Source organism: Thauera sp. JM12B12 (genome assembly GCF_039614725.1).
Classification (GTDB): domain Bacteria; phylum Pseudomonadota; class Gammaproteobacteria; order Burkholderiales; family Rhodocyclaceae; genus Thauera.
On sequence record NZ_CP154859.1, the window covers coordinates 1,147,138 to 1,170,621 of the forward strand.

Here is a 23,484-nt window from a genome sequence, read left to right on the forward strand (position 1 = left end):
CTTAGCGGTCGAGGGCTTGCAGTAAATTGTTGAGCACATTCAGGTGACGGTCGGCGGCGCCACGCAGGGTGGCCAGGACAGCGCGCGCTTGTTCGTGATCGTGTTTCTGTTTGCCGGGTTGTAGATGGGTGAGCCATGCTGCGCACAGCTCATCCGCAGTGTGCGCTTCGTTTAAAACGGACTGCGCGTGCAAGAGGCTATACACGGGATACGAGGGGTAGGTGCTGTTCCAGCCTGGCGAGACGGTGACGGGTTTTTCGAAGCCGAGGGGCTCGAGGACGTTGTGATCGACGCCGACATGGGCAACCGCGGCGACTGCGTAGAAGTCTCGTAGCTCGCCCATGGTGTCCAGGACCAGGCAGGCTTGCTCGCCGGGTATGGGGTGGTCGGCGATCGAACTGCGGAGGCTGTAGGCAAGGGTGTGTGCTTTGAGCTGCGCGTCGATGGTTTGCATGTTGGCCGGGACTTCGGGGTGGCGCGGTGCGAGGACGAGCAATGCGTTGGGCTGTGATTGCTTGAGTCTTGCGAATGCGGCGATTGCGCGTTGCTGTTCGTCTTCGTCAGTCATGCAGCCGGCCACGATGACTGGGCGCTTACTTTCGATGAGATCGGTGAGCAGCTTTGGGCACTTGCTGTTGGCGGGCGTCCAGCCGGGTTGATGCATGGCGTCGAACTTGAGGTTGCCCACAACGTGGATGTTATTGGCCGGCGCGCCTAGATCGATGAGGGTTTGGGCGACCTCTTCGGTTTGCGCGCAGATGGTGTCGATTGCGCTCAGGTAGTCGACGGCCAGGAGCCGCCGTTCGAGGTCGTCCAGCTTGCAGGCGGGGGCGTAGCCGTAAAGCCAGCCGTTGATGATGGCGACCTGGGCGCCGGCGTTCTTGGCCGCGAAGACGAATGCGGACGAGAACCGACAAGGTGCTTCGGCCGGGTAGCAGGGGATTTCTGCAATGACGAGCGCCTTGGGTGGGTAATGCCGGACAAGTGCGCTGGCGTCGCGGGAGTGCCCGCGAGTGACGCAGAACACTGCGCCGGGATAGCGCGAGCGGTAGCTGTCGCGGTAGTGCGCATGGTCGCTGATGAGGACGAGTTGCAGGTGCTGGCTGCGCTGATGCAGGGTGCGCAACAGCGGTTCGACTGCGTTGAGTTCGCCGATTGTCGAGGCGAAGACCCAGAGTGCGGCCTTGGGCGTGGTCGGGATCTCAACGTCGAGCTGCCCGGCGGCCTCGTTGCCCTTGAGGTCGGAGAGCGCTTCGAGCGCTCTGAAGGCCGACCATTTGAGTTTGTGCGACCAGGTACTGGCGGCGCTGCTTGCCATGGTCAAACAACTCCCGCCTTGAACAGGTCGTGCATGTTGAGCGCGCCGACGAGGCGTTGATTCTGGTCCACCACGAGCAGGCCGTTGATGCGCCGGGTTTCCATGAGCCGGACGGCTTCGACGGCGAGTTTTTCGGGCGGCATGGTGAGCGGGTTGCGCTTCATGACGTCGACGATGTGTGCAGACCGCAGATCGGCGCCGGCTTCGAGCGCGCGGCGAAGGTCGCCGTCGGTGAACACGCCTTGCAACTGTCCTGCGCCATCGACGATCGCGGTCATGCCGAGGCCTTTTTCGCTCATCTCGATGAGCGCGGCGGCAAGGCTGGCTTGGTCGCTCACCTGGGGCAGGGCGCTGCCGCTGTGCATGACGTCGCTCAAGCGGACGAGCAAGCGTTTGCCGAGCTTGCCGCCGGGGTGCGAGCGGGCGAAGTCGTCGGCCCCGAATCCGCGTGCCTTGAGCAGTGCGATGGCGAGCGCGTCGCCCATGGCGAGGGTTACCGTGGTGCTGGCGGTGGGGGCGAGGTTGAGCGGGCAGGCCTCGCGCTCGACGGTGACCGGCAGGTGGACGTCGGCCTGGCTCGCGAGTGTGGATTTGGGCGAGCCGGTGATGCAGATGAGCTTGGTGCCCGCGCGCTTGATCAGCGGCACGATGGCCACGAGCTCGTCACTCTCGCCAGAGTATGAGAGTGCGATCACCGCGTCGTCCTTGGTGATCATGCCCAGGTCGCCGTGGCTGGCTTCGGCGGGGTGGACAAAAAAGGCGGGTGTGCCGGTGCTCGCCAGGGTGGCGGCGATTTTCCGGCCGATGTGGCCGGATTTGCCGATGCCGCTGACGACGATGCGGCCGCTGCAGTTGAGCATGAGATTGACCGCGGCATCGAACTCGGGCCCGAGACGAGCCGCCTGGGCCAGCACGGCCTCAGCTTCGATGCGGAAGACCTCGGCGCCGGTTGCTATGAAGCTTTCGTGCGCATGCGCAGGGGCTGCGACCTGATCAGGATTGTTCATTTGCCGGTGTCTCGTCTGGTTGACTCGATGCGGTTGTGGACCGGTTGCGCAGCTTGTGGCGCAGGCCTTTGACGGCCTTTACGGCTGTCCAGCGGAAGAGGGTTGCGTGATAGAGCGTGCGCGCCTGATCGGTCCAGCGGGTATGCCATTCCATGACCTTGCCGTAGAACTCGATGCGTTTTGTCCTGCCCTCGGCCCAGAGCTGTGCGAACTGTTCCTCACGCATCAGGAAGGCGGGCGACAGGCTCTTGTCGCTGGCATCGTAGGTGGTTTTGAGGATGACCAGCATGTTGGCTGCTTCGATGCACAGGTCTACAGCAACGACTTGGCCATTGAGGCGATACCGATAAGCTACGCCGCGCCCGGCGCCGCAGAAAGCCTTGAGCATCTTGGCGTAGAAGCGGCCCTGATCGTTGTCGGCGGTGATGGCGGTGCCGGTGTCCGCTTTCCAGCTTGCGGCTTCGAGGGCGCCGTAGTCGCGGATGACCTGATCGATCTCGGCGGCGTCCCTGATGATCTCGAGCGTTGTCTCTGCGCTTTCTCTCGTCAGGCGGTTGCGCTGTTTGCGCATGTTCTGGCGCAGGTTCTTGCCGCGCGCATTCCAGTAGTCGTCGAAGCTGCCGGTGATGTCGACCCAGGCGGTATCGATGTAGTCGAGTGTTTCGATGGCACCTTGGCTGTCGGGGCGAGCAAGGTAAAGCGGGTCGAGCTGCGTCAGGCCGAGGCTCACGTTGATGCCGGGGAGCGCGGAGAGGAGCGTGGAGCCTAGTTCTTCAAGGTCGAGGCCGGGGCTTACCAGCAGGGGGCCGAGGGGTAGCTGGGAGGGCTGGAAGGTCTCCCAGCGGCCGGCCCCGACTTTGTGGACGATCGCGGCAGCGACCAGCTCGGAATCGCAACGGCACAAGGCGAGTTTTTCGTCGCCCGCCGAAAAGACCTCGAGCAGCGGGCCTATGAACCGCGAGTCGAGGAAAGGCAGGTTCGATGTGCGCTGATTAAGTGCGTCCCAGGCGGGGGCGAGTTCGTCGAATTGGTCGGGGGGGTAGAGCGTCCAGTCGAGTTTCATTGTGTGCGTTGCTCGTCTTGATGGGTGTGTTGGCCGTGAGTCTGACTTACGGGTGGCGCCCTTTCAGTGAGAGCGCCTTGTCGAATGTGCGGGCCAGTTGTTCAGTGCAGCGCCGCCGCGAGTAGGGTGCGTCGATTTGCTCTACGTCCGAGGGGCGGCGGATGGGTTGTGCCAGCCATCGCTGCAGAATGAGCCGGGTTTCGTCAGCGCGCTCGATGTTGGCCAGCAGGTGTTGGCCGTGCTGGGCGAGCACCTGTGCTGTGTCGCCTGCCGAATCGGCGAGTGCAATGATTGGATGTCCGGTTCGAAGGTACTCGTAAATTTTTGCAGGTACTTGGTCATTACAACCGGCGGATTGGAGTATGAGCAAGCCTTGTGCTGCGAGCATTTCCGCGACCGCGAGTGGGTGGGGGATAGGTGGAAGGATCTTGACCTGTTCCGTCACGTTCTCCGTTTTGGCGAGTGCCATCACGAAATCGTCGTGAGCGGGCGCCCTGAAGTGGATCCGGATGCTCGCCGCGCCTTCGTGGCCATCATCTATCAGCGAACGAAGGGCGCGGAACAGTGCTTGGGGGCTGCGCCACTCGGGGTATACCACGCCGCTGTGAAGCAGGACGCGCTGCCCGTTCGGAGTGGCGAACTGGTCGACGCGGTGGGTGGCTTGTTCGAAAAGGCCTTCGTCGAAGCCGTTCTCGATGATGTCGAGCCGCTCGTCCTGCCAGTGGTAGCGCTCCTGGTAGAGCTTGCGCGTGCCCGGTGTGGTGAATGTGGCGAGCGCTGCGTGACCGAACACCTTGCGTTCCACTCGTTCGAATGCGCGCCAGAGCTTTGGATCGGAGGGGTAGCCTTCGTGCGCCATGGGGTCGCGGAAGTCGGCAACCCAGGGGATACCGCTGAGCCTATGGAGTGTGTGGGCGATGAGATGGGCGGTGGGTATGGGGTAAGTGCTCCAGAGAATATCTGGTCGAACCTGCCTGATCACCTGCAGACCTATTGGTACGGCAAACAGCCACCAGCTCGCCCAGCGGTCCGGGCGCGCGATGAAGGCCGGGTAGCGACCGAGTATTGCCAGATGACGGGCGCTGTCGAGCGCGAGTGCTCGATGCACGGGGTAGGCGGCTGTATCGGTGGTCGCCGTAGTCTGCTCGTAGGCGCCAGGCGTGGCGGTGAGCACCTCTGGTTGCCAGCCAAACTCCGGCAGGTATTGTGCAAAGCGTGTAGCGCGCTGGACGCCACTGGTGCCAGTGCAGGGTGGATGGTGAAAGGCGATCAGCAGAGCCCGCTTCATGACTGCGTGCTGTGGGAGCCACAAACGTCCAGCACATTGCGCTGGATGGTGTCGAGGTCTTCCGGGCTGAGGTCTTGATGGCAGGGAAGCTGGAAAATCTGACTGGCCCAGACCAGGCCCATGTCCCCTTCGATGGTGGGTGTGTCAGGCCAGATCAGGTTCCACCGAAAAACCGGTATGCCACGGCGACGCAGTTCGCGGTGCTTGTCGTCGGGGTTCTGGACGCACAACGGAAAAACATAGGGAACGGCGTCCTCGGGCAGGTCGGGGCGCAAAGGTGCGAAGCCGGTGCGGCCCGAGAGCGTCCTGGCCAACTGCAGATAGTTTGCTCGGCGGCGTTCTGCGATTCGCGATGGGTTGACCGTGCGCGCCAGCACAGTGCTGATCCAGCATGGCTGCTTGTGGGCAAGATCGAGGTCGAAGGCTTGCATTTGAACAGGCGCGACCTGCATGGCCGAGGCGTCGCCAGAGCGGGATGTTTCAGCAGGCTGGCCGTTGCCGTGTCGCAGGGATCTGAGTTTGCGCTTGGTCGCAAAGAGTGCGTTAAGCGGTGTGCTCAGCCCCATGAGGCGGCGATAGCGGGAGGCAAGCTCAACCATGTCGATTGCGGCCTTGATGTTCTCGTTCAGGGGGCGCGGGGCGAGCTTGGGCATGCTCGCGTTCTCGGGGAGCCTGTTTGCGCGCAGCACACCGCCGTCCGGGGCCGGGAAGAATTTGGTGATGCTGGCGATGGCGATGTCTCCCCATGCGCCGATGGGGCTTCCGTCTGCGCGGCCGAAGAACGCGTGGGCGCAGTCTTCGATGAGCGCGATGCGGTGCTCGTCGCAGAATGCCCGGATGCGCGTCATGGGCTGAGGCAGGCCGAAATAGTGCGGGACGAGCATGGCGGTCACCGGATGCTCGTCGTGTTGCTGGATATACTCCAGGTTTGGCGCGCCCGATGCGGTGAGCGGATAGAAGAGCGGCGTGCCACCCAACTTGACGATGGGTGCAATCATCGTGGGGCAGTGGTAGGTTGGCACCAGAACTTTATGGCCGGGGCTCACGCCCAGCAGTTCCAGCCCCAACGCAATGGCGGCTCGCCCGCTGGTGGTGAAGCATGTATGTTCGGCGCCGAGAACGGTGTCTGGTGTTGCTGCCGCGCCGTCGCTGAACATCTGCCAGCTTGCCAGGGGGAGGGCGGGAACTTCGCAAGGAGTTGGCATCAAGGCTGCGGCGGTTTGGTGGTAGAAGAGTGGCTCAAGTTTAGGCCAGTCATAAGCTCGAATGCGTGAATAGTGCCGCTTCGGAGGCCTTTTCGCCTGAGATGACTGATTGTTGGTAGGAGTGTGAGACCTATGTACTGGAAGAGAAAGTTGTTGCTTGTGGTAATGGGTTTTGTGGCGCTCGTCATGGCTCCGTTACCTGTCTTTGCGCAGGATCTGGGGCTTTGTGGGTCGTTGAACAATAGTTTCGGCCCGTTCGACTACCGCTACAAATCGTCGGTGCGCACAGAGCTTGGCGATGCGCACAAGATGGTCGAAGGGGCTCACTTTACAGCGGATGTCGAGCAACTCATCCGCGGGAAGTCGATGGCGCTTCCGGGTGGGGATATCGACTACACGCTTCGTGCCTTCCCGAATCACCATCGCGCCTTGCTCTCGATGTCGCGACTGGCATTGAGAGCAAAATCCGACCAGCCCCCCGATATGCGGTACACCGCGACATGCTGGTTCGAGCGGGCGATGCGGTTTGCCCCGGATGACGGCATGGTGAGAATGCTTTATGGGCAGTATCTGCTGAAGGTGGGTAAGCAGCTCGAGGCTATCGAGCACCTGGAGGCGGCGGAGAAGCTTACTGAGGGCTCGGCGAACCTGCACTACAACCTTGGCTTGGCGTTCATCGAGGTGAAGCGCTACGACGATGCGCGACGGCATGCCCGCAAGGCCTATGCGCTTGGCTTTCCCCTGGCCGGCTTGCGTGAGCGGCTGAAGCGGCTCGGGCAGTGGAAGGACTAACGCGTTGTGCAGCGCATATAATCCGGCGCTTCGACGCAGCCCTGCATGTAAGGACCAGGCGAGTGGCGTGCGTTTCAACAGGATAGGAGCCGATTTTGGATATCGAGCGTGAGTTGCTGGGGTTGATTGATGAGGTGCTCAGCTTGGGAGGGCGGGCGATGGCGTTCGAGCGCGATACGCCGCTGCTGGGTGCCGTACCCGAGTTGGACTCCATGGCGGTTGTTGGGCTGATCAACATGATGGAGGAGCACTTCGGCTTCATCGTCGAGGATGACGAGATCGATGGCTCGGCCTTTGCGACCGTGGGGACCCTGACGGAATTCGTGCAAGGGAAGCTCGCCTGAGCATGGCGGCTCTTCGCCGTGAGGCCTTCATCCTGCCTGGCAGCGGAGGGGGCCGCTTCTGCGTGGTTACCCGGCCGGACGGCGAGCCCAAGGGGCAGTTGCTATTGGCTCCGCCGTTTGCGGAAGAACTCAACAAGTCGCGCCGGATGCTCGCGCTTGCGGCAGAGGCCTTTGCCGAACGCGGCTGGTTGGTGTTGCGTATTGATCTTTTTGGTTGTGGCGACAGTGCGGGTGATTTTGGTGACGCAGGCTGGGGCGACTGGCTTGACGACCTGGAGCTGGCGCATGACTGGCTCGCCGCGAACGCTGGTGCGCCGATTGGGGTGTGGAGTCTGCGGGCGGGCGGTTTGCTGGTCTCGGACTGGTTGGCTCGCTCGGGTCGGTCGTTGCCGTGGCTGGCGTGGCAGCCTGTGACCAATGGCAAGCAGCACCTCCAGCAGTTTCTCCGCTTGAAGGGTGTGAGCGAGATGCTCAATGAGGCTGACGTTAAAGAGACGATGTCGACCCTTCGTGCGCAAATCGCAGCGGGACAGCCGGTCGAGGTCGCCGGCTACACACTTTCTCCGGCGCTTGTTGCGGGCATGGATGCGGCGTCGTTGAGCCTGCCGCCCGGTTACGCGGCGCCGGTCAGCATCCTGGAGCTTTCGGGTCAGAGCGAGCCATCGTCCTCGCCTGCAGTTCGCATGCTTGTCGAGCGTACGAAAGCGTCGGGTGTCTCTGTTGATTCTGCTGCAATCCAGGGAGTCTCGTTCTGGCAGACGCAGGAGATCGAGGTTTCACAGCCGCTGATCGATGCGTCGTGTGCGGTGCTGGGCAGGTGGGCGCATGCACACTGAACGCGCGCTGGTGTTCGACTGCCGGGGTGAGACGCTGGTCGGCGTGGTTTCTGTCCCGGCGCACGCAGATGCTGTGGCTGCCCATACCGGCGTGCTGATCGTGGTTGGTGGGCCGCAGTATCGGGTGGGGAGCCATCGCCAGTTCGTGATGCTGGCGCGCTTTCTTGCCGACAATGGCGTGCCCTGCATGCGCTTCGACTATCGAGGCATGGGGGACGCGAGCGGCGAGGCGCGTGATTTCGAGGCGGTGTCGGATGACATCGAGGCGGCGATCGCGGCATTTTCCCGCGAAGTGCCCGGGCTGAGGCGCGTCGTGCTATGGGGCTTGTGCGACGGCGCGAGTGCGATCTGCCTGAGCCTTGGTGGCAACCCACTGGTGGCGGGCGCCGTGCTGCTGAATCCGTGGGTGCGAACGGCCGAAACCCAGGCGCGCACCATGCTCAAGCACTATTACCTGCAGCGGCTGCTGGATCTGCGCTTCTGGCGCAAGCTGCTTGGCGGTGGCGTGAATTTGCGCGGCGCGCTGGGTGGGGTTAAAGAGGCCGCCGGCGCGGCGGCAGGTGCAGGCAGTGTGCCGTCTGATCGGGAGGGGCCGGTGCCGAAGCGCATGCTGCGTGGGCTTCAGCGTTGCGACTTGCCTGTCGTGGTGTTTCTGAGTGGTCGTGACTACGTTGCGCGCGAGTTCGAGCAGTGTGTTGTCGGGGATGCGGAGTGGGGGGCGTTCATGGCTTCCGGACGCTGCCGGGTGCAGCACTTTGCAGAAGCGGATCACACGTTTTCTGCGGTGGCGCATAGCGAGGGCGTGGCTAGGGCTACGTTGGAGTGGATTTGTTCTCTTGGCTGAAGTGGCGAGGAAGAGGGTGTAGAACTGCAAGCCCTCAAAAGTGGGCCAAGTCCCGTCAAGGCTCTGTGAAGGTGCGTGTAGGCTGAATCAGCTCTGGCCACGGCCGACGCCAAAGTACTGCCAGCCGTCGCCTTGCAAACGGATGGGGCTGTAGAGGTTCCGCCCGTCCACAATCACCTTCCCCTTGAGCAGGCTTTCCATCTCCTCGAAATCCGGCGCGCGGAACTGCTGCCACTCCGTGCAGATCACCAGCGCGTCCGCGCCTTCCAGCGCGCTGTACTTGTTGCCGCACAGGGCCAGGTCGGACCGATCTCCGTAGATGCGCCGCGTCTCGTCCATCGCCACCGGATCGAAGGCCTGCACCTTTGCGCCCGCTTCCCATAGCGCTTCGATGAGTGTTCGGCTGGGGGCCTCGCGCATGTCGTCGGTGTTGGGCTTGAAGGCCAGGCCCCAGACGGCGATGGTCTTGCCGCGTAGCGCTTCGGCGCCGCCGAAGTGGCGGGCGAGTTTGGTGAAGAGGGTGGTCTTCTGGCGGTTGTTGACCGCTTCGACGGCCTTGAGCAGCGGGGCGTCGTAGCCGATCTGGTCGGCGGTGCGGCCCAGGGCCTGGACGTCCTTGGGGAAGCATGACCCGCCGTAACCGCAGCCGGGGTAGATGAAGTGGTAGCCGATGCGCGGGTCGGCGCCGATGCCTTTGCGTACCTCCTCGATGTCGGCACCGAGGATCTCGGCCATGTTGGCGAGCTCGTTCATGAAGCTGATCTTGGTGGCGAGCATGGCGTTGGCCGCGTACTTGGTGAGCTCGGCGCTCTTCACGTCCATGAACTGGGTGCGTTCGTGGTTGCGGTTGAAGGGCTCGTAGAGCTCGCGCATGCGCTCCTGCGCGCGTGCCGAGCGGGTGCCGATGATGATGCGGTCGGGCTTGAGGAAGTCGCCCACGGCAGCGCCTTCCTTGAGGAATTCAGGGTTGGAGACGACATCGAATGGGATCGCTTCGCCGCGCTCGGCGAGGATCTGCTCGATCTTGGCCTGGACCTTGTCGGCGGTTCCGACGGGGACGGTGGATTTATTGACGATGACGCGGTAGCGCGGCATGTGGCGGGCGATGCTCTCGGCCACGGCGAGCACGTACTGCAGGTCGGCCGAGCCGTCTTCGTCGGGCGGGGTGCCGACGGCGATGAACTGCACTTCGGCGTGCTTGACGGCTTCTTCCACATCAGTGGTGAAGCGCAGCCGGCCTTCGGCGACGTTGCGGGTGACGATGGGTTCGAGGCCGGGCTCCCAGATGGGGATGACGCCGGCCTTGAGCTTGTCGATCTTGCCCTGGTCGACGTCCATGCAGACCACGGTGTGGCCGACTTCTGCGAGGCAGGCGCCGGTGACGAGGCCAACGTAGCCGGTGCCGAAAATAGTGAGTTTCATGGGTGGCTCGTGCTTGCAGTGAATGGGGTGGGCATCCGCACGGGGCGTTGATGCAATGCCGCAAGCCTAGCGGGTATGGGGGGGCGCTTCAACGGGAGGCTGTCACGGTTGGGGGGAGATGGAAGGGGATGTGCCGAGCCTCTTCGCTCAATTGAGTGGAATCAATCGAGTCTGACCCCATTGATCACTTTCGCGCGCCTGGCCTTGGTGCGCGTCGACCAGGTAGGCGATCTGCTGGAAGGTGAAGAAGGAGATCGCCAGCAGCAGGATGATGGTGTCGAGGTGAAAGTCGGTGCCGGCGAGGGCGTTGAGGCTGCTGACCGTGAAGTTGGCGTATTTGTAGTAGCCGAGTAGGGCGAGGTTGAGGACGACGCCGGCGATCAGCCAGGCTTTGCCGGCGTGCTGGCGGCCCTGGCGGTGCGCCTTGCCGAGCAGGCTGCCGAGGCCGAAGTTGGCGAGCATCGACACGAGCAGCAACACCAGATAAACCGGCCGCCACCACGCATAGAAGAACAGCGAGGCCAGCACCAGCCAGACGATCGCCGGCTCATGCCCGCGACGGGCTATCCAGAAGTAGCCGGCGAGGGTGAGGGGCAGGAAGAGGAAGAGGAATTCGTAGGCGTTGAAGAGCATCGGCGGGTGGGCGTGGCGGGGCGGCCCGAGGCGGGTGGCCGATGATGACCGATGCGGGGTGGGTTGTCAGTAGGCCTAAGCGGCGCTTGATCTTGCGACATTCGCGGGCAAGCCCGCTCCCACAGCCCTTTGCTCCCACAGCGCAAAAGGGGGCGAACTCCATTGATTTTCTTTGCTTTCGTGCTGCACGAAAAGTAGAATGTCGTGCAGAACAAACGCGGAGCATCATCATGACCATCGCTGCACACTCTCCCACGGTCAAGGTCGTCGGTGCCAACGGTCAGATATCTCTGGGCAAGCAATACGCTGGTCGCCAGGTGCTGGTGGAAGAGCGCGAGCCCGGTGTCTGGATCGTACGCACTGCGACCGTAATCCCTGACAACGAGCGCTGGCTCCATGAGCCCAAGGCGGCAGATGATCTGCAAGCGGCGATGGCTTGGTCCGTCACCCATGCTGCATCGGATGCCGATGCCGACGACACGCTGAAGCGCCTGGAAAATGGCGAGCAGTGACGCGAAGGTCAGGCTCGACCTGAACAACCCCGTCTTTCAGGCCAATCTGCTCACGCTGCAGAAGCCGGAGCGCCATGCTGCACTGGATACGCTCAACAAGATCCGCCAGCTGACCTGGAACCAGCTTTACCGCGATCAGGGGCTCAAGTGGGAGAAGATCACCAGCGCCAAGCCACCCGAGGGTATCGATGCGATTTACTCCCTGCGCATTACCCAGGCACGCCGGGCCACCGCGTACCGTGACGCGGATTTCATTCGCCTGCTCACCATCGCGCCCGATCACGATGCGACCTATGGGAAGAAGTGAGCTGCTCGGTTGGTTTCGCGATCAATCGAGTCTGACCCCAATCCTTCCCAACCCTTCCAATTCTCGACTTCTTGCTTCAGGCTGCGGCCAGTTCCAGCTTGCTCACCCGGGCAAGATCGGTGCTCTGGCGCGCAAGCCAGAGATCGTGCGCGTCCTGCATGGCCAGCCAGCTCTCGGGGCTGCGTCCCAGCGCTTTCGATAGCCGCAAGGCCATGTCGGGCGTGACGCGGCTGTTTCCTTTGAGTACGCGGCTCAAGGTCGATGGTGCGACATCCAGGCGGCTGGCCAATTCACGACCACTGACGCCGTGAGGCGCGAGATAGATCTCGGTGATGAATTCGCCGGGGTGGGGGGGATTATGCATGGCCATCAGTGGTAGTCCTCGTAGTCCAGAACGTAAGCATTGCCGTCGACAAACTCGAAGGTCATCCGCCAGTTGCGGAGGCCTTTGTGCCGAAAGGATTTGATCATGGCGTATCGTATCGCGTTGCGCAGCGCGCAACAAACTTGGTTTGCTGGCGATATTACTTTCACTGACGGCAGATCGCCGGAGTGCGACCCCCGTTGACTCTTGATTCGCCATTGCTGACGTTGGCCGCCGGGATTGTTGGCTAGACTGAAGGCTGGTCGAGCGAGGGGTGGGCGGTGAGTATGGCGACGGATTCCAGTAGTGTGGGCAGCGTGGCGGTGGCGCGGATGGGCTGGGCCGTGCTGGCGCTGTGCGGGGCGCTGGGGCTGGCCGTATTTGCGCTGCGACATCCGTTTGGGGTGATGGCCGGGGGCGCGATTGCGGTGGTCTTTGTGGCGCTGATGAGCGTGCGGCGTGACGCCTGGTTGCTGTGTGTGCCCGCGCTGGCGCCAGTGGTGGATCTGGCGGGGTGGTCGGGGGGGATTCATCTGACCGAGAGTGACGCGCTGGTGATGAGCGCGCTGCTGGCTGGGAGCGCGCAGGCGGTGATGCCGGCGGCGGCGCGGGTTGGCATGGAGGTAGCGGTGGGTGGGCGGCGCGCGCGGGCGTGGCGCTTCGGGGCGATCCAGATTGCGCTGGTGGGTGGGCTGGGGCTGAGCTACCTGGTGTCGACGCAGTGGTCGGCCGTGTGGGCGGCGGCGCAGGATGCTGGGCTGTGGATGGGCTACGGCACGGCGCTGAACGGGCCGCGGGTGGCCAAGGGCTTTGTGTGGGCGGTGTTGTTGCTGCCGCTTCTGACGCGGGCGCTCCGCGATCGGCCGCAGGTGGCGACACGCTGGCTGGTGTGGGGGCTGGTGGCGGGGGCGGTGCTGGTGTCCCTGGCGGCGATCTGGGAGCGCTGGGCGTTTACCGGGTTGTCGGATTTTGCGAGCGATTACCGCACCACGGCGCTGTTCTGGGAGATGAACGTGGGCGGCGCCACGCTTGACGGATGGCTGGCGCTGACGGTGCCGGTGGCGCTGTGGTGGGTGCTGGGCGAGCGCGATTCGCGCTGGTTGGGAGCGGGATTGGTGCTGCTGGCGGTGCTGGCGTACGCGAGCTTTACGACGTTTTCGCGGGGGCTGTATCTGGGCCTGACGGTGGGCGTCGTGGTGTTGCTGGCGGCGATGCTGCTCCGCGGCGCGTGGCGCGTTTCGGCAGCGGGGCTGGTGTCGTGGGTGGGCTTTGCAGCAGTGTTCGGGTGGCTGCTTGCCGGGGTGTTCCAGGCGGGGGGCTATCGGGGCATGGGGGCGATGCTGGGCCTGGCGCTGGCGGCGTTCGGAGTGGCGCCGGTGATGGCGCTGGCGTCCGCGCGTGCGCTGGGCGGGGCGGTGCTGGTGGCCCTGGTCGGCGCGGCCGTGAGTGTGGTGGCGATGGTGGCAGTGCCCAAGGGGGTGTATCTGGCGTATGGCTTCAATGCCGTGCTGCTGGGCGGGGCCTTGTTCGTGCACCTGCCGGCGACGCTCGAGCGCATGGCGGTGGCACTGGTGCTGGGGTTGCTCGGCTGGCTGACGGTTAATGCGGTGCTGGTGACGCACTACTGGGCGGAGTCGGGTGGGCTGTTGCCGGCGCTGTGGTGTGTGTTGTGGCTGTTGCTGCCGCTGGCAGGGGTGCGGTTGCAGCCTGCGCGCTGCTGGCGCCCGACGCCGCATGGCTGGGTGCTGGTGTCGATGTGCCTGGGCGCGGTGGCGGTGGGGGTGGTGAGTTTGAACACCTATTACGCTGCGACCCGGATGGGCAATGCCGCCGCCGATCTGGAGGGGCGTTTTGCGCATTGGTCCTACGCAGCTTCGCTGCCGCTGGCGCAGGATGCGCGGTGGCTGGGTGTGGGCGTGGGGCAGTTTGCCGAGGCGTACTTCTGGCATGCGCCGCAGGAGGTGTTCCCGGGCTCGCACACGCTGGGGCATGACGGCGCCAATCCGTACCTCAAGCTGGGCGCGCCGCGCCATGTGCTGGGGTTTGGCGAGCTGTACCGGGTGTCGCAGCGGGTGTCACCGAGCGTGGTGGCGCCCCTGCACCTGGCGCTGCGGGTGCGTGCGCCGGATGCCGACGCGCGCCTGACGGTGGAGGTGTGCCGCAAGCATCTGCTCTACGAGGCGGGCTGCACGACCGGTGGCATCAAGGTGGCGAAGGGCTCGGACTGGACGACGCAGCATCTGGTGCTGAGCCCCGCTCGCCTGGGCGGGTCGGGGCGGGGGCTGCCGCGGGTGACGGTGTTCTCGATTGCCAATGCCAGCCGGGCGCTGCTCGAGGTGGATGAGCTGAGCCTGGTCGATGCGCGCGGGCGCGAGCTGCTGGGCAACGGGGATTTTGCGCAGGGGGCGGGCCACTGGTTCTTCACCAGCGACCGCCATCACCTGCCCTGGCACGCCAAGAACCTGTGGCTGCACTTCTTCGTGGAGCAGGGCTGGGTCGGGCTGGTGGCGTTTTCGCTGCTGGGCGCAGCGGTGGTGTGGCGCCTGACGCTGGGGCGCGGTACTGGGCACCCGCTGGCGCCGCCGCTGCTCGGCGGGCTGACCGCATTCTTCATCGTCGGCGCCTTCGACAGCCTGGTCGACGCGCCGAGGTTGGCGATGCTGGCGTTTGTGCTGATGTTTGTGGGGCTGGGAATACGCGGCACACCCCGGGTGAATGGAGCCTGATCTCAATTCAGCTTCGAGCGGGGCAGGCTCACGCGTGCAAAGGTTCAGTGGGTAGTGTTCTGATCAGTGTGCAAAAGCCCGAACGGGCTTGCAGAGAAGGGTGGTCATGGTAAGAGGTTGATTGCGCAGATCGACCTTGACCCCTGAGGAGGGCAAACCATGACCACGAGCACGAGCAATACGATGTCGTTATCGGTGAACGAGTGGGTGTCGGGCGACCGTGAGCTGATGAAGTAAGCGCTTCAGGCTCAGCTCGCCCTGCGGCGCCGGCCAAGGCCAACGCCGGCGAGACCGATGCCGAGGAGCGCGAGCATGCCCGGTTCGGGTACGTCGATCACGACCGGGGGGGCGGACGATATTGCACCGACGGCGTCGATGTCCGCTCCGACCGTTGTCCCGGAGGTTGCACCCTCGCCCTTGACATCCGTCAGGCGGACGAAAGAGAAGAAATCGGACGTGCCGAAGCCGTAAGCGTCGATATCGATCCCGGAGGTGGAGCCACCAACGGCGCCGACGCTGAACCAGGTGCTTCCATCCTTGCTGATGTCGACCGTGGTGTCCTCGACGTCCGGGCCGATCTCGAAAATCCACAAATCGAGGGCGGATGAGCCGCTGCCGGTCAGCGAGTTGTTGGTGAAGCGCAGAACGAGTTGTCCGCCGGCCCCAAGGCTGACATAGGAGATGGCGCCTACCGATGTGAAATTCGGTGTGCCCAGCGCTTGGGTTGCGTCCTGGTAAGGCGCGGTGGGCACAGCGCCGCCGCCGAGGGCAGGGTCGTAAGAGACGACTGCGTCGGCAAAGGAGATGGCGCCACCTGGAAAGTCGACGCCGCCATAGGTAATGGCGAACGCTGATGCGCTTGTAAGCAGGCTGGCGGACAGAAGCAGCGGTTTCAGACCCTGGCGGACGAAATGTGCCTTCTTCATGACAGATCTCCAATGTGTGTGTGGTGCGGCACATAAGCAGGATCAGGGCAAGCTTCGTAAAATATTGATTTGATGGATCATATTGTTTTCGCGAAGCAATGATGGGTGAGAGGTGTAAGAAAAGCCGACGCATGCGCGTATGCCATGATCGAAGCTTCCTGTTGGGTGCAGGCAGGCTGTTGGAGCAGCAACCTGTGGGAGCGGGCTTGCCCGCGAATGTCGCAAGATCAGGCGCCGCTTTCGCGGCCAAGGCCGCTCCCACAGAGAGTTGCTCCCACGGGCGCTGGGCCCGAGGTCCTCGTGGGAGCGGGCTTGCCCGCGAATGTCGCAGGATCAGGCGCCACTATCGCGGCCAAGGCCGCTCCCACGGGGGAGTACGCTCGGCTGGCTTCAGTGCTGGCGGTCGAATTGGATGCGCTGGCGCTCGTCCAACGCCACCGGGTCGAACGCGTGCACCTTGGCGGTGGCAGCCAATGACGCCCCGAAGAGGGTGTGGCTGGGCGCCCTCATTGATCCGTTGGCCGGCCTGCTTCGGTTCGGGGCGCAGACGGGCCGGCTGCTGGAGTGTCGAAATTCTTTACATTGCGGGCCTCGGCATGCCCGGTCGGGTCAGGCGACACGAGTGCCAACTTGCCGCAAGCCGCGGATACCAAACGCTGTTTCGCCGCCGGTCAAGTCTTGAGAACGCTTCTTGCTTGGCAATCGGAAAAATGGGCAGTTTCGATTGCCGGTCTCGCCGCATTCGCGTGCTCGAGCAGAATTGGAGAAGTGCCTTGATGGAACAACGAACGCGGCATCGCTTGCGCCGGTTGATCGAACTGACCGTGCAGGCGGTCGAACGCGGCTTGATGCCGCTGCCCAAGGCGGCCGAGACGCTCGATGCCGCGGGTGCGCCTTTCGAGGTGGTGTGTCGGGTGTTGCTGCCCTTCAAGCATGGTGTGCCGGGCGGCACAGATGGAAAGCGCGCATCCGCTTGGGATGAGTTTGCACCGCGCTGAGGCCCCTCAGACCAGCACTTCGACCACGCCCGGGTGGCCGAGGAAGCCTTGCGGGCTTGCAGTGGCGCCATAGGCGCCCGATTGATGGATCGCCACCAGGTCGCCCGCTTGTGCCACAGGCAGGGCCATGCGGTCGGCGAGGAGGTCGAGCGGCGTGCACAGCGGGCCGACGACCGAGACCGTCTCCATCTCGCTGGCGTTCATGCGGTTGGCGATGGCGGCCGGATAGTTCTTGCGGATGACCTGGCCGAAGTTGCCCGAAGCCGACAGATGGTGGTGCAGGCCACCATCGGTGACCAGGTAGGTGTGGCCGCGCGAGACCTTCTTGTCCAGTACCTTGGCGACATACAAGCCCGCTTCGCCGACCAGGTAGCGTCCGAGTTCGATGACGATTTCCGCCTGCGGTAGCGCCGACTGTGCCTGCTCGACGATGGCGGCGAGGTTGGCGCCGATGGGGCCGAGCTCGAGCGGTTGCTCGCCCGGGAAGTAGGGAATGCCGAAGCCGCCGCCGAGGTTGAGGAACCTGACCGGCGAGGGCGCGTGCTCGGCCAGCAGGCAGGCGAGCGCGAAGCTCTTTTGCTGGGCCTCGACAATGGATTCGGGCTTGAGGTTCTGCGAGCCGGCGAAGAGGTGGAAGCCCTCGAAGGCCAGCCCGGCACGGCCGATGGCGGCAAGCAGCTCGGGCACCTGCTCGGCATCCACGCCGAACTGCTTGGGACCGCCGCCCATCTTCATGCCCGAGGACTTGAGCTCGAAGTCCGGATTGACGCGCACCGCGACCCGCGCCGGCAGGCCGAGCGTCTGCTGCGCGGCGGCGAGGATCGGCAGCTCGCGGAAGGATTCGACGTTGATCAGGATGCCGGCGGCCACCGCCTGGTGGAGTTCGGCTTCGGTCTTGCCGGGGCCGGCAAAGCTGATCTCCTGCGGGTCGGCACCCGCATCCAGCGCCACCAGCAGCTCGCCGGCCGAGGCCACGTCGATGCCATCGACCAGGCGGGCCATGTGGCACACCAGCGCCGGCATGGGGTTGGCCTTCATCGCGTAGTGCAGCTTGACCGCGGCCGGCAGCGCCGCCCGCAGCTGCGCCACGCGTGCGTCGAGCAGGCTGCGGTCATACACATAGAACGGCGTGCGCCCCACCCGCGCGGCGATGCGGCTGATCGGCTGGCCGTTGACGAGCAGCTCGCCGTTCTCGCTGCGGAATTGCGACATCGGGGTGTGGACGGGGGGCTGGCGGGTTTCGGTCATGACGGGCTCGAAGAGTTGCAGTGCGGCGCAGATTGTAGCCGCTACACCGCCCGCCGACGCCCGCTGCGACCGACGGGCTGGCGGGCGCCGCGGATGACGCTGGCGATCATGGTGGCGATGAAGACGGCGAGCGTGGCGGCGTTGGCGAGCGCGCCCCATTGACGTAGCGCGAGGTTGTCGGCGACGCCGCCGAAAACCCGCAGCGCAAGCGACAGGTGCAGCAGCGCCAGCGGCACGTAGAAGAAGGGGTGGTAGGGGATCTTCACCTTGAGCACGGCCGGGAAGATGATGGCGGCGTGGCCGAAGACCATGGCGAACACGAAGCCGAGCGCGATGGCGTGCATTGCGCTGTCGTGCAGAGCGTGACCGGGCGCGAAGCCGCCGGCCAGCCCGGCGGCCGCCCCCGCGCCCAGCCACGCGTAGCCGGTGAGCAGGCAGATGCCGATGAAGCGGGTGAGGCCGTGCTGGCCGGCGGTGTGGCGGGCGATGTCGAAGACGAGCAACCAGATCGCCAGTGCGAGCAGTCCGGCGCCGAACAGCGTCATCCCGAGCGTGTCGGCAAGCGGCGTGATGAGCGCGCCTGCGAGGATGACGGCGCTGACTGCGACGAAGCTTGGCGCCGCGGCGGGACGTGCGGGCAGGAAGCGCGTGAGTTCGAGCCGTTCGCCAGCGATCGTGATCACCAGGAAGGCGAGCCAGAGGGGCACCGCCCCATGCAGGTTGCCGGTGCCGATCCAGACCAGGTTGCCCGCCAGCCAGCAGCCCGCACCCACCGCGAGCATCGCGGTGAACAGCGCCAGTTGCTTCCTGGTAACGACCAGGCTGCCGCCCACGAGCACGCTCGATGCGAGCAAGAACAGGCTCTGCGCCACGACCAGCGGGCCGCCCAACAGCAGCAGCACGCCACCGCCGCCGGCGAGCGCAGGCCCGAGGTAGGGCCACAGCCCGCCCAGGGCGACGGCGCGTTCCAGGCAGATCACTGCGCCGAAGAAGGCGCTGATCATGAGCGCGGCATGGCTGCCGGCTTGAATGGCGGCGACATCGGGCACGCTGATGCCGACACGCGCGAGCCCGGCGAGCACGCCGGTGACGAGCGAGGCGAGACCGAGCACCAGCAGCGGCACCCGGGCGAGCGGCGGAAGTGTGTTCATTGACGCAGGCTGGGGTGTGAGAGGGCGTAACGCTGCGGCGGAAGGAGGGGGGCCGGGCGCGCGTTCATTTCTTCCAGCCGAAGTGCTCGCGCGCCTCGGGCGCCATCTTGTCCGGGCTCCAGGGCGGGTCCCAGACGATCTCGACGCGGATCTCCACCTCGGGCGGCACCAGCGGGTCGAGCACGCTGTCGATGTCGTCGAGGATCATGTCGGCGAGCGGGCAGGCGGGCGAGGTCATCGTCATCTCGATGTAGAGCTCGCCGGGCTTGCTTTCGACTTTGTAGATGAGGCCGAGGTCGACGATGTTCACGCCGACTTCGGGGTCCATCACGCGGCGCAGGGCGTGGCGGATGGCGTCGGGGTCGGGGGTGGGCGGGGTGCTCACGAGGGGCTCCTTGTCTTTACCCGGCATTGTGGGCGAGCTGGCGCGGCGCGCCATGAGCCGGATCAATCGCGTCCGAGCCCACTGGAGTACGCGTCAGTCGTCGAGGTCCTCGAAGGCTTCGTCGGGCGAGAGCGCCAGGCCGACGCTTTCCAACTGCAGCGCGGGGCCGCCGGCTTCGCTGTCGAACATCAGCCAGTGGTCGGCCTCGCGCCGGTAGAGCTCGAGGCGGCGCTGGTCGATGTCGACGATGAGGTATTCCTGCAGGTCGGCGAGCTTGCGGTAGGCGGCGAACTTGGCGCCGCGGTCGTAGGCGGCGGTGGAGTCGGAGAGGACCTCGACGACCAGCTTCGGGTGCTCGATCGCGAGCTCGGCGCGGCGGTCGCGCTCGTCGCAGGTGACCATCACGTCGGGGTAGAAATAGGCGTCGGCGGCGGCGACGAAGAGCTTCATGTCGGCGATGAAGGTCTCGCAGCGAGATCCTTTGAGATGGGACCTGAGGTGGCTCGCGAGCGTCAGCGCGACCAGCGCATGTGCCCGCCGCACCCCCACCATCGCGAAGATTTCACCCGCGATGTATTCGTGCTTGTCCGGCTGCTCGGCTTCCCAGTCGAGGTAGGCCTGGCGATCGATCGGTGCGGCTTCCTGTGCGTGTCCCATCGGGCGGCTCCTGTTGATCTGCCGCCATTGTGGGCGAGCCGCGTGCTGCGTTCAATCTGGCGTGTGGCGATGGGGCGGGCCCATCGCGGATCAATCCAGACGGACCCCGTCGAAGTGCTCGCGCAGCCAGAACTCCATCATCATCAGGATCCACACCATCTCGCCGTAGTAGCCAGGGTGCTCGGGTAGATGCACCGAGAGCAACTCGTCGATGAAGCTCGGGCGGACGATGCCGCGCTGGCGGAAGCTGCCGAGCGCGTCGGCGGCGAGCGCCTTGAGGCCGGCGTGCTGGCAGGCCCATACGCCGAAGGGCAGGCCGAAGCCGTGCTTCTTCTTGGCGATGATCTCGTCGGGCAGGAAGCCGCGCAGCGCCTCCTTGAAGAACCAGCGCAGGGTCAGGCGCTTGAGCTTCCAGTCGGGCGGCAGCGTGGTGGAGAAGTCGGTGAGCTCGTCCGACAGCAGCGGAAAGGCCACGTCCACCCCGGCGAGCTGGGTGGTACCGATGACCTTGGGCAGGTCGTTGTCGGCGAGGGTGTATTTCCAGTCGTAATTGAGCATCAGGTTGATGTGCGAGCGCGCGTTGGTCGCCTTCCACACTTCGCGCTGCTCGGCGTTCGGACGGCCGGTGTCGACGCGGGCGAGGAAGTCGGGTTCGAACACCGTGTCCAGCCCCAGGCGTACCAGCATGTTGTACATGTGGATGCGATCGGGCATGGGCACGCGCGCCTGTTCGACATAGCTCTGGCCCTTGCGGGTGACCGGGATGCGGTCCATGCCGGGCAGCGCCAGTGCGGGCTCGAGCAGGCCGCGGCGCAGCACGCCGGGAACGCCGTCGTACCAGCCGAACACGCGCTGCTTGGCATAGCGGCTGTTGCCGCCGAAGAGTTCGTCGCCGCCGTCGCCGGCGAGGATGCGCGCGACGCCGTCCTCGCGTGCGCGGGTGGCGCAGATCCAGCCCGGCAGCGCCGAGGAGTTGCCGAAGGGCTGGTCGTAGTGGGTGGCGACCTTGGGGATGCCGTCGACGAGGTCGGCGGGGGTGACGTAGTACTCGCGATGGTCGGCGCCGAAGCGTCTGGCGGCGATGCGGGCGTATTCCATCTCGTCGTAGCCGCTGGCGTCGAAGCCGATGGAGTAGGCGCGTGCGGGCTGGCCGAGCACCTTGCACAGCATGCCGGTGACGGTGGAACTGTCGGTGCCGCCGGACAGGAAGCAACCCACGCTGCTGCCGTCGACCTCGCGCCGCACGCCGTCCTCGATGATCTGCAGGAAGCGCGCCTTGGCCTCATCGAAACTCGGGGCGGCGTGCTCGTCGAACTGCGGATTCCACCAGCGGCGCAGTTCGGTCTTGCCGTTGTGCCACTTGAGCAGGTGGCCGTGGGGCAGTCGGGCGATGCCGTCGAAGATGGTCGTCGGCGCCGGGATCATGTGGAAGAAGAGGTATTCGAAGACGGCCTGCGGGGCGACCTTGCGCGCGATGCCGGGAACGGTGTCGGCGCGATCCGAGAAGTGCAGGCGGCCGTCGCGTTCGGCGTAGCAGATCGGCCAGGTGCCGAAGCGGTCGGTGGCGAGCAAGGCTTCGCGGCCGTCGTTGGCCAGCATCACCACGCAGAAGCGGCCGCCGGCCTGCTGCACGGCGTCGTCGCCAAAGCGTGCGAAGGCCTGTGCCCAGGCTGCTGCGGGGCCTTGTGCGGCGTTGATCTGCTGCAGGGCGTCGTCGTGAAAGCGCGGCCGGCCAAGGGCGATGCAGACCCGGCCGCCTTCCTGGAAGGACTTCACCTCGGGCTGGTAAGCCAGCGCGCCGGCAGGGAACTGCAGGCGGGCTATCTGGCCGGGAAGGGAAGTCGCCGCGTCGGGCGTGCCAAAAACTCCACAGAAGCGTTCGCGCACAAGTCTCTCCATCAGCCGCCTTCCGGGGCCGTATTGCATTGAACCGCCGGGATGATGCCCCATGCCGCACAGATTGTCAGTGAACTGTGGCGCAGGTGCTTCGGATGGGGGCGCTGGCGCGGATGGCAGTGGGAGCGAGCTTGCCCGCGAACGTCGCAAGATCGAGCGTCGCTTTCGCGGCCAAGGCCGCTCCCACGGGCGCTGAGCCCGAAGTCCTCGTGGGCGCAACTGTCTGTGGGAGCGGGCTTGCCCGCGAACGTCGCAAGATCCAGCGTCGCTTTCGCGGCCAAGGCCGCTCCCACAGTGCCGCTTGTGTTGAGGGCGCCGCTCAATAGCCTGTCTGCACGGCGCCGGGTAGCCAGCTGGCGGGCGGGGTGATCGGTCGGGTGCCGATCGGCAGCGCGAACTCGGCCGCGGGCTGCAGCGACACGCCGCGTGCCGCGCCTGCGGGCGCGGTGAAATGACGCAGCACGCTGGCGCCGCGCGGGCGGAAGTCGAGCGTGTCCGGGTCCTGCAGCGCGCCGGGCGGGAGCGGGACATTGCCGCGGTAGTCGCCACCGTTGATCAATGTGAGGCTGCCCAGGCCGACGCTCAGATTATTGATGCCCACGATTTCCGCGTTCGCCGGCAGGCGGTCGGACCAGGTGCGCAGGAACAGGGTGCCGGTGTGGCGGTCGCTGAGCAGGGTGTTGTGGGCGAGGTAGAGCGCGCTTTCGGGCCAGGCATTGCCCTCGGCGCCGTAGGCGATGACGGTGGGGTTCTGCGTATTCGCGCTCTGGCCGATGATGTTGCCGACCACGAAGGCGAGCCCGCCGTTGGGTAGGTCGAGTTCGTAGGATGCCTCGCCCTGGGGGCCGTCGTAGAGCAGGTTGTAGCGGATGTCGTTGTAGCGTGCGCGCGACTTGAGCAGATGGCCGCGGTAGCCCTGGTGGAAGCGGCTACCGCTGACCACGAAGCGGGCGATGCGGCCGACGTAGAGCAGGTGAGGCAGCGACTGCGTCTGTTGGGGGGCCTGGGCAAACAGGCTGTCGCGGACGATCAGTTCGGCGTCATCGAAGTTGGCGGCGAGGATGCCGGTCTGGTTGTCGATGAACACGCTGTTGCGCACTTCCAGGCGGCCGCGCTCGAAGCGGATGCCGGCGCCGTTGTGGTCGGCTGCACGCGCGCCACGGAATTCGATGTTGTCGACAAGGAAGTCACCGTCGGCAACTACCCAGATAGCCTTGCCCTGGGCGATCTTGCCATCGGCGTTCAGCACCGGGCGTTCGCCGATGCCGCGGATCGTGAGCCGCTTCTGCCGCCAGGTCGCCACGTCACCACGGTATTCGCCGGGCAGGATCTCGACGATGTCGCCATCCCTGGCCGCCTTGGCGGCCTCGGCGATGCGGGTGAAGGCCTCGCCGGGGCCGACACGCAGGATGTCGGCGTGAGCCGGGAGAGCGAGGGCGGCGATGATAATGGCAAGGCGCCGTGCCGTCTTGCAGGCCTTGGTGAAGTGCCGAGGCACTGCATTCGCGGGCAAGCCCGCTCCCACGACGGCCGGTGCTGCCCCTGTGGGAGAGGGCTTGCCC

At 65.2% G+C, this 23,484-nt stretch carries 23 protein-coding genes; 8 read left to right on the forward strand and 15 right to left on the reverse strand.

What is annotated here, in order from left to right; all coding sequences use genetic code 11:
- Position 1 precedes the first annotated feature (1 nt).
- From AAG895_RS05090 to AAG895_RS05110, 5 genes are read right to left on the reverse strand one after another with little or no spacing between them, the layout of a single operon-like run.
- Positions 2-1,318 (reverse strand): glycosyltransferase N-terminal domain-containing protein, encoded by a 1,317-nt coding sequence (locus AAG895_RS05090; RefSeq protein ID WP_345794454.1) that lies wholly within the window; start codon positions 1,316-1,318, stop codon positions 2-4.
- A gap of 2 nt (positions 1,319-1,320) precedes the next feature.
- Positions 1,321-2,325, reverse strand: coding sequence for a KpsF/GutQ family sugar-phosphate isomerase (locus AAG895_RS05095; RefSeq protein ID WP_345794455.1), 1,005 nt, complete (start codon positions 2,323-2,325; stop codon positions 1,321-1,323).
- The gene (locus AAG895_RS05100; protein WP_345794456.1) at positions 2,312-3,388 is read right to left on the reverse strand and encodes a GNAT family N-acetyltransferase; all 1,077 of its coding nucleotides are present in this window, start codon (positions 3,386-3,388) and stop codon (positions 2,312-2,314) included. Before AAG895_RS05100 ends, AAG895_RS05095 begins: the two co-directional genes overlap by 14 nt.
- A gap of 46 nt (positions 3,389-3,434) precedes the next feature.
- Entirely contained in the window at positions 3,435-4,676 is a 1,242-nt protein-coding gene (locus AAG895_RS05105) for a glycosyltransferase (protein ID WP_345794457.1), read from the reverse strand.
- Positions 4,673-5,833 (reverse strand): DegT/DnrJ/EryC1/StrS family aminotransferase, encoded by a 1,161-nt coding sequence (locus AAG895_RS05110; protein WP_345794458.1) that lies wholly within the window; start codon positions 5,831-5,833, stop codon positions 4,673-4,675. The genes AAG895_RS05105 and AAG895_RS05110 overlap by 4 nt, the downstream gene beginning before the upstream one ends.
- A 180-nt stretch (positions 5,834-6,013) precedes the next feature.
- Here AAG895_RS05110 and AAG895_RS05115 point away from each other — a divergent pair, with 180 nt between their 5' ends.
- The 4 genes from AAG895_RS05115 (at position 6,014) to AAG895_RS05130 (ending at position 8,697) form a co-directional block, all read left to right on the forward strand.
- Positions 6,014-6,673, forward strand: coding sequence for a CDC27 family protein (locus AAG895_RS05115; protein ID WP_345794459.1), 660 nt, complete (start codon positions 6,014-6,016; stop codon positions 6,671-6,673).
- Positions 6,674-6,768: 95 nt separating this feature from the next.
- The gene (locus AAG895_RS05120) at positions 6,769-7,017 is read left to right on the forward strand and encodes a phosphopantetheine-binding protein (protein ID WP_345794460.1); all 249 of its coding nucleotides are present in this window, start codon (positions 6,769-6,771) and stop codon (positions 7,015-7,017) included.
- A 2-nt stretch (positions 7,018-7,019) separates the two neighbouring features.
- The gene (locus tag AAG895_RS05125) at positions 7,020-7,853 is read left to right on the forward strand and encodes a hydrolase 2, exosortase A system-associated (protein WP_345794461.1); all 834 of its coding nucleotides are present in this window, start codon (positions 7,020-7,022) and stop codon (positions 7,851-7,853) included.
- Positions 7,843-8,697, forward strand: a complete 855-nt coding sequence (locus AAG895_RS05130; protein WP_345794462.1) for a hydrolase 1, exosortase A system-associated — start codon at positions 7,843-7,845, stop codon at positions 8,695-8,697. Before AAG895_RS05125 ends, AAG895_RS05130 begins: the two co-directional genes overlap by 11 nt.
- Before the next feature lie 87 nt (positions 8,698-8,784).
- On the opposite strand, the gene AAG895_RS05135 is transcribed toward AAG895_RS05130, so the two are convergent.
- Positions 8,785-10,119: a UDP-glucose/GDP-mannose dehydrogenase family protein gene (locus AAG895_RS05135; RefSeq protein ID WP_345794463.1), complete on the reverse strand. Its 1,335-nt coding sequence runs from the start codon at positions 10,117-10,119 to the stop codon at positions 8,785-8,787.
- 147 nt (positions 10,120-10,266) lie between these two features.
- Positions 10,267-10,752 carry a hypothetical protein gene (locus AAG895_RS05140; protein WP_345794464.1) on the reverse strand — a complete coding sequence of 162 codons (486 nt, stop codon included), beginning with the start codon at positions 10,750-10,752 and terminating at the stop codon, positions 10,267-10,269.
- Positions 10,753-10,982: 230 nt separating this feature from the next.
- On the opposite strand from AAG895_RS05140, the gene AAG895_RS05145 reads away from it, so the two are divergent.
- Both AAG895_RS05145 and AAG895_RS05150 read left to right on the forward strand, forming a co-directional pair.
- Positions 10,983-11,264, forward strand: coding sequence for a hypothetical protein (locus AAG895_RS05145; protein ID WP_345794465.1), 282 nt, complete (start codon positions 10,983-10,985; stop codon positions 11,262-11,264).
- The gene (locus tag AAG895_RS05150; RefSeq protein ID WP_345794466.1) at positions 11,251-11,571 is read left to right on the forward strand and encodes a hypothetical protein; all 321 of its coding nucleotides are present in this window, start codon (positions 11,251-11,253) and stop codon (positions 11,569-11,571) included. Before AAG895_RS05145 ends, AAG895_RS05150 begins: the two co-directional genes overlap by 14 nt.
- A 76-nt stretch (positions 11,572-11,647) precedes the next feature.
- Here AAG895_RS05150 and AAG895_RS05155 read toward each other — a convergent pair whose 3' ends face one another.
- Positions 11,648-12,154 carry a HigA family addiction module antitoxin gene (locus AAG895_RS05155; RefSeq protein WP_345794467.1) on the reverse strand — a complete coding sequence of 169 codons (507 nt, stop codon included), beginning with the start codon at positions 12,152-12,154 and terminating at the stop codon, positions 11,648-11,650.
- A gap of 68 nt (positions 12,155-12,222) precedes the next feature.
- On the opposite strand from AAG895_RS05155, the gene AAG895_RS05160 reads away from it, so the two are divergent.
- On the forward strand, positions 12,223-14,661 hold the full coding sequence (locus AAG895_RS05160) for a hypothetical protein (RefSeq protein WP_345794468.1): 2,439 nt from the start codon (positions 12,223-12,225) through the stop codon (positions 14,659-14,661).
- Between the two features lie 248 nt (positions 14,662-14,909).
- On the opposite strand, the gene AAG895_RS05165 is transcribed toward AAG895_RS05160, so the two are convergent.
- The gene (locus AAG895_RS05165) at positions 14,910-15,587 is read right to left on the reverse strand and encodes a PEP-CTERM sorting domain-containing protein (protein WP_345794469.1); all 678 of its coding nucleotides are present in this window, start codon (positions 15,585-15,587) and stop codon (positions 14,910-14,912) included.
- 773 nt (positions 15,588-16,360) lie between these two features.
- On the opposite strand from AAG895_RS05165, the gene AAG895_RS05170 reads away from it, so the two are divergent.
- Complete coding sequence (locus tag AAG895_RS05170) at positions 16,361-16,585, forward strand: hypothetical protein (protein WP_345794470.1); 225 nt, start codon at positions 16,361-16,363, stop codon at positions 16,583-16,585.
- Positions 16,586-16,591: 6 nt separating this feature from the next.
- Here AAG895_RS05170 and AAG895_RS05175 read toward each other — a convergent pair whose 3' ends face one another.
- From AAG895_RS05175 to AAG895_RS05200, 6 genes are all read right to left on the reverse strand, one after another.
- On the reverse strand, positions 16,592-17,833 hold the full coding sequence (locus AAG895_RS05175) for a pyridoxal-dependent decarboxylase, exosortase A system-associated (protein ID WP_345794471.1): 1,242 nt from the start codon (positions 17,831-17,833) through the stop codon (positions 16,592-16,594).
- A gap of 41 nt (positions 17,834-17,874) precedes the next feature.
- Positions 17,875-18,984, reverse strand: a complete 1,110-nt coding sequence (locus AAG895_RS05180; RefSeq protein WP_345794472.1) for a hypothetical protein — start codon at positions 18,982-18,984, stop codon at positions 17,875-17,877.
- Between the two features lie 64 nt (positions 18,985-19,048).
- Positions 19,049-19,369: a metal-sulfur cluster assembly factor gene (locus AAG895_RS05185; RefSeq protein WP_345794473.1), complete on the reverse strand. Its 321-nt coding sequence runs from the start codon at positions 19,367-19,369 to the stop codon at positions 19,049-19,051.
- Between the two features lie 93 nt (positions 19,370-19,462).
- Positions 19,463-20,026 (reverse strand): Uma2 family endonuclease, encoded by a 564-nt coding sequence (locus tag AAG895_RS05190; RefSeq protein ID WP_345794474.1) that lies wholly within the window; start codon positions 20,024-20,026, stop codon positions 19,463-19,465.
- A 90-nt stretch (positions 20,027-20,116) separates the two neighbouring features.
- Entirely contained in the window at positions 20,117-21,925 is a 1,809-nt protein-coding gene (locus tag AAG895_RS05195) for an asparagine synthase C-terminal domain-containing protein (protein ID WP_345794475.1), read from the reverse strand.
- Positions 21,926-22,241: 316 nt separating this feature from the next.
- On the reverse strand, positions 22,242-23,435 hold the full coding sequence (locus AAG895_RS05200; protein ID WP_345794476.1) for a hypothetical protein: 1,194 nt from the start codon (positions 23,433-23,435) through the stop codon (positions 22,242-22,244).
- Positions 23,436-23,484 lie beyond the last annotated feature (49 nt).

What these genes read in the sequence shown, in the direction of transcription:
- AAG895_RS05090 (WP_345794454.1), bottom strand. Translation starts at nt 1,318, where the DNA reads ATGGCAAGCAGCGCCGCCAGTACCTGGTCGCACAAACTCAAATGGTCG.
- AAG895_RS05095 (WP_345794455.1), bottom strand. Translation starts at nt 2,325, where the DNA reads ATGAACAATCCTGATCAGGTCGCAGCCCCTGCGCATGCGCACGAAAGC.
- AAG895_RS05100 (WP_345794456.1), bottom strand. Translation starts at nt 3,388, where the DNA reads ATGAAACTCGACTGGACGCTCTACCCCCCCGACCAATTCGACGAACTC.
- AAG895_RS05105 (WP_345794457.1), bottom strand. Translation starts at nt 4,676, where the DNA reads ATGAAGCGGGCTCTGCTGATCGCCTTTCACCATCCACCCTGCACTGGC.
- AAG895_RS05110 (WP_345794458.1), bottom strand. Translation starts at nt 5,833, where the DNA reads ATGTTCAGCGACGGCGCGGCAGCAACACCAGACACCGTTCTCGGCGCC.
- AAG895_RS05115 (WP_345794459.1), top strand. Translation starts at nt 6,014, where the DNA reads ATGTACTGGAAGAGAAAGTTGTTGCTTGTGGTAATGGGTTTTGTGGCG.
- AAG895_RS05125 (WP_345794461.1), top strand. Translation starts at nt 7,020, where the DNA reads ATGGCGGCTCTTCGCCGTGAGGCCTTCATCCTGCCTGGCAGCGGAGGG.
- AAG895_RS05130 (WP_345794462.1), top strand. Translation starts at nt 7,843, where the DNA reads ATGCACACTGAACGCGCGCTGGTGTTCGACTGCCGGGGTGAGACGCTG.
- AAG895_RS05135 (WP_345794463.1), bottom strand. Translation starts at nt 10,119, where the DNA reads ATGAAACTCACTATTTTCGGCACCGGCTACGTTGGCCTCGTCACCGGC.
- AAG895_RS05140 (WP_345794464.1), bottom strand. Translation starts at nt 10,752, where the DNA reads ATGCTCTTCAACGCCTACGAATTCCTCTTCCTCTTCCTGCCCCTCACC.
- AAG895_RS05145 (WP_345794465.1), top strand. Translation starts at nt 10,983, where the DNA reads ATGACCATCGCTGCACACTCTCCCACGGTCAAGGTCGTCGGTGCCAAC.
- AAG895_RS05150 (WP_345794466.1), top strand. Translation starts at nt 11,251, where the DNA reads ATGGCGAGCAGTGACGCGAAGGTCAGGCTCGACCTGAACAACCCCGTC.
- AAG895_RS05155 (WP_345794467.1), bottom strand. Translation starts at nt 12,154, where the DNA reads ATGGCGAATCAAGAGTCAACGGGGGTCGCACTCCGGCGATCTGCCGTC.
- AAG895_RS05160 (WP_345794468.1), top strand. Translation starts at nt 12,223, where the DNA reads ATGGCGACGGATTCCAGTAGTGTGGGCAGCGTGGCGGTGGCGCGGATG.
- AAG895_RS05165 (WP_345794469.1), bottom strand. Translation starts at nt 15,587, where the DNA reads ATGAAGAAGGCACATTTCGTCCGCCAGGGTCTGAAACCGCTGCTTCTG.
- AAG895_RS05175 (WP_345794471.1), bottom strand. Translation starts at nt 17,833, where the DNA reads ATGACCGAAACCCGCCAGCCCCCCGTCCACACCCCGATGTCGCAATTC.
- AAG895_RS05180 (WP_345794472.1), bottom strand. Translation starts at nt 18,984, where the DNA reads ATGAACACACTTCCGCCGCTCGCCCGGGTGCCGCTGCTGGTGCTCGGT.
- AAG895_RS05190 (WP_345794474.1), bottom strand. Translation starts at nt 20,026, where the DNA reads ATGGGACACGCACAGGAAGCCGCACCGATCGATCGCCAGGCCTACCTC.
- AAG895_RS05195 (WP_345794475.1), bottom strand. Translation starts at nt 21,925, where the DNA reads ATGGAGAGACTTGTGCGCGAACGCTTCTGTGGAGTTTTTGGCACGCCC.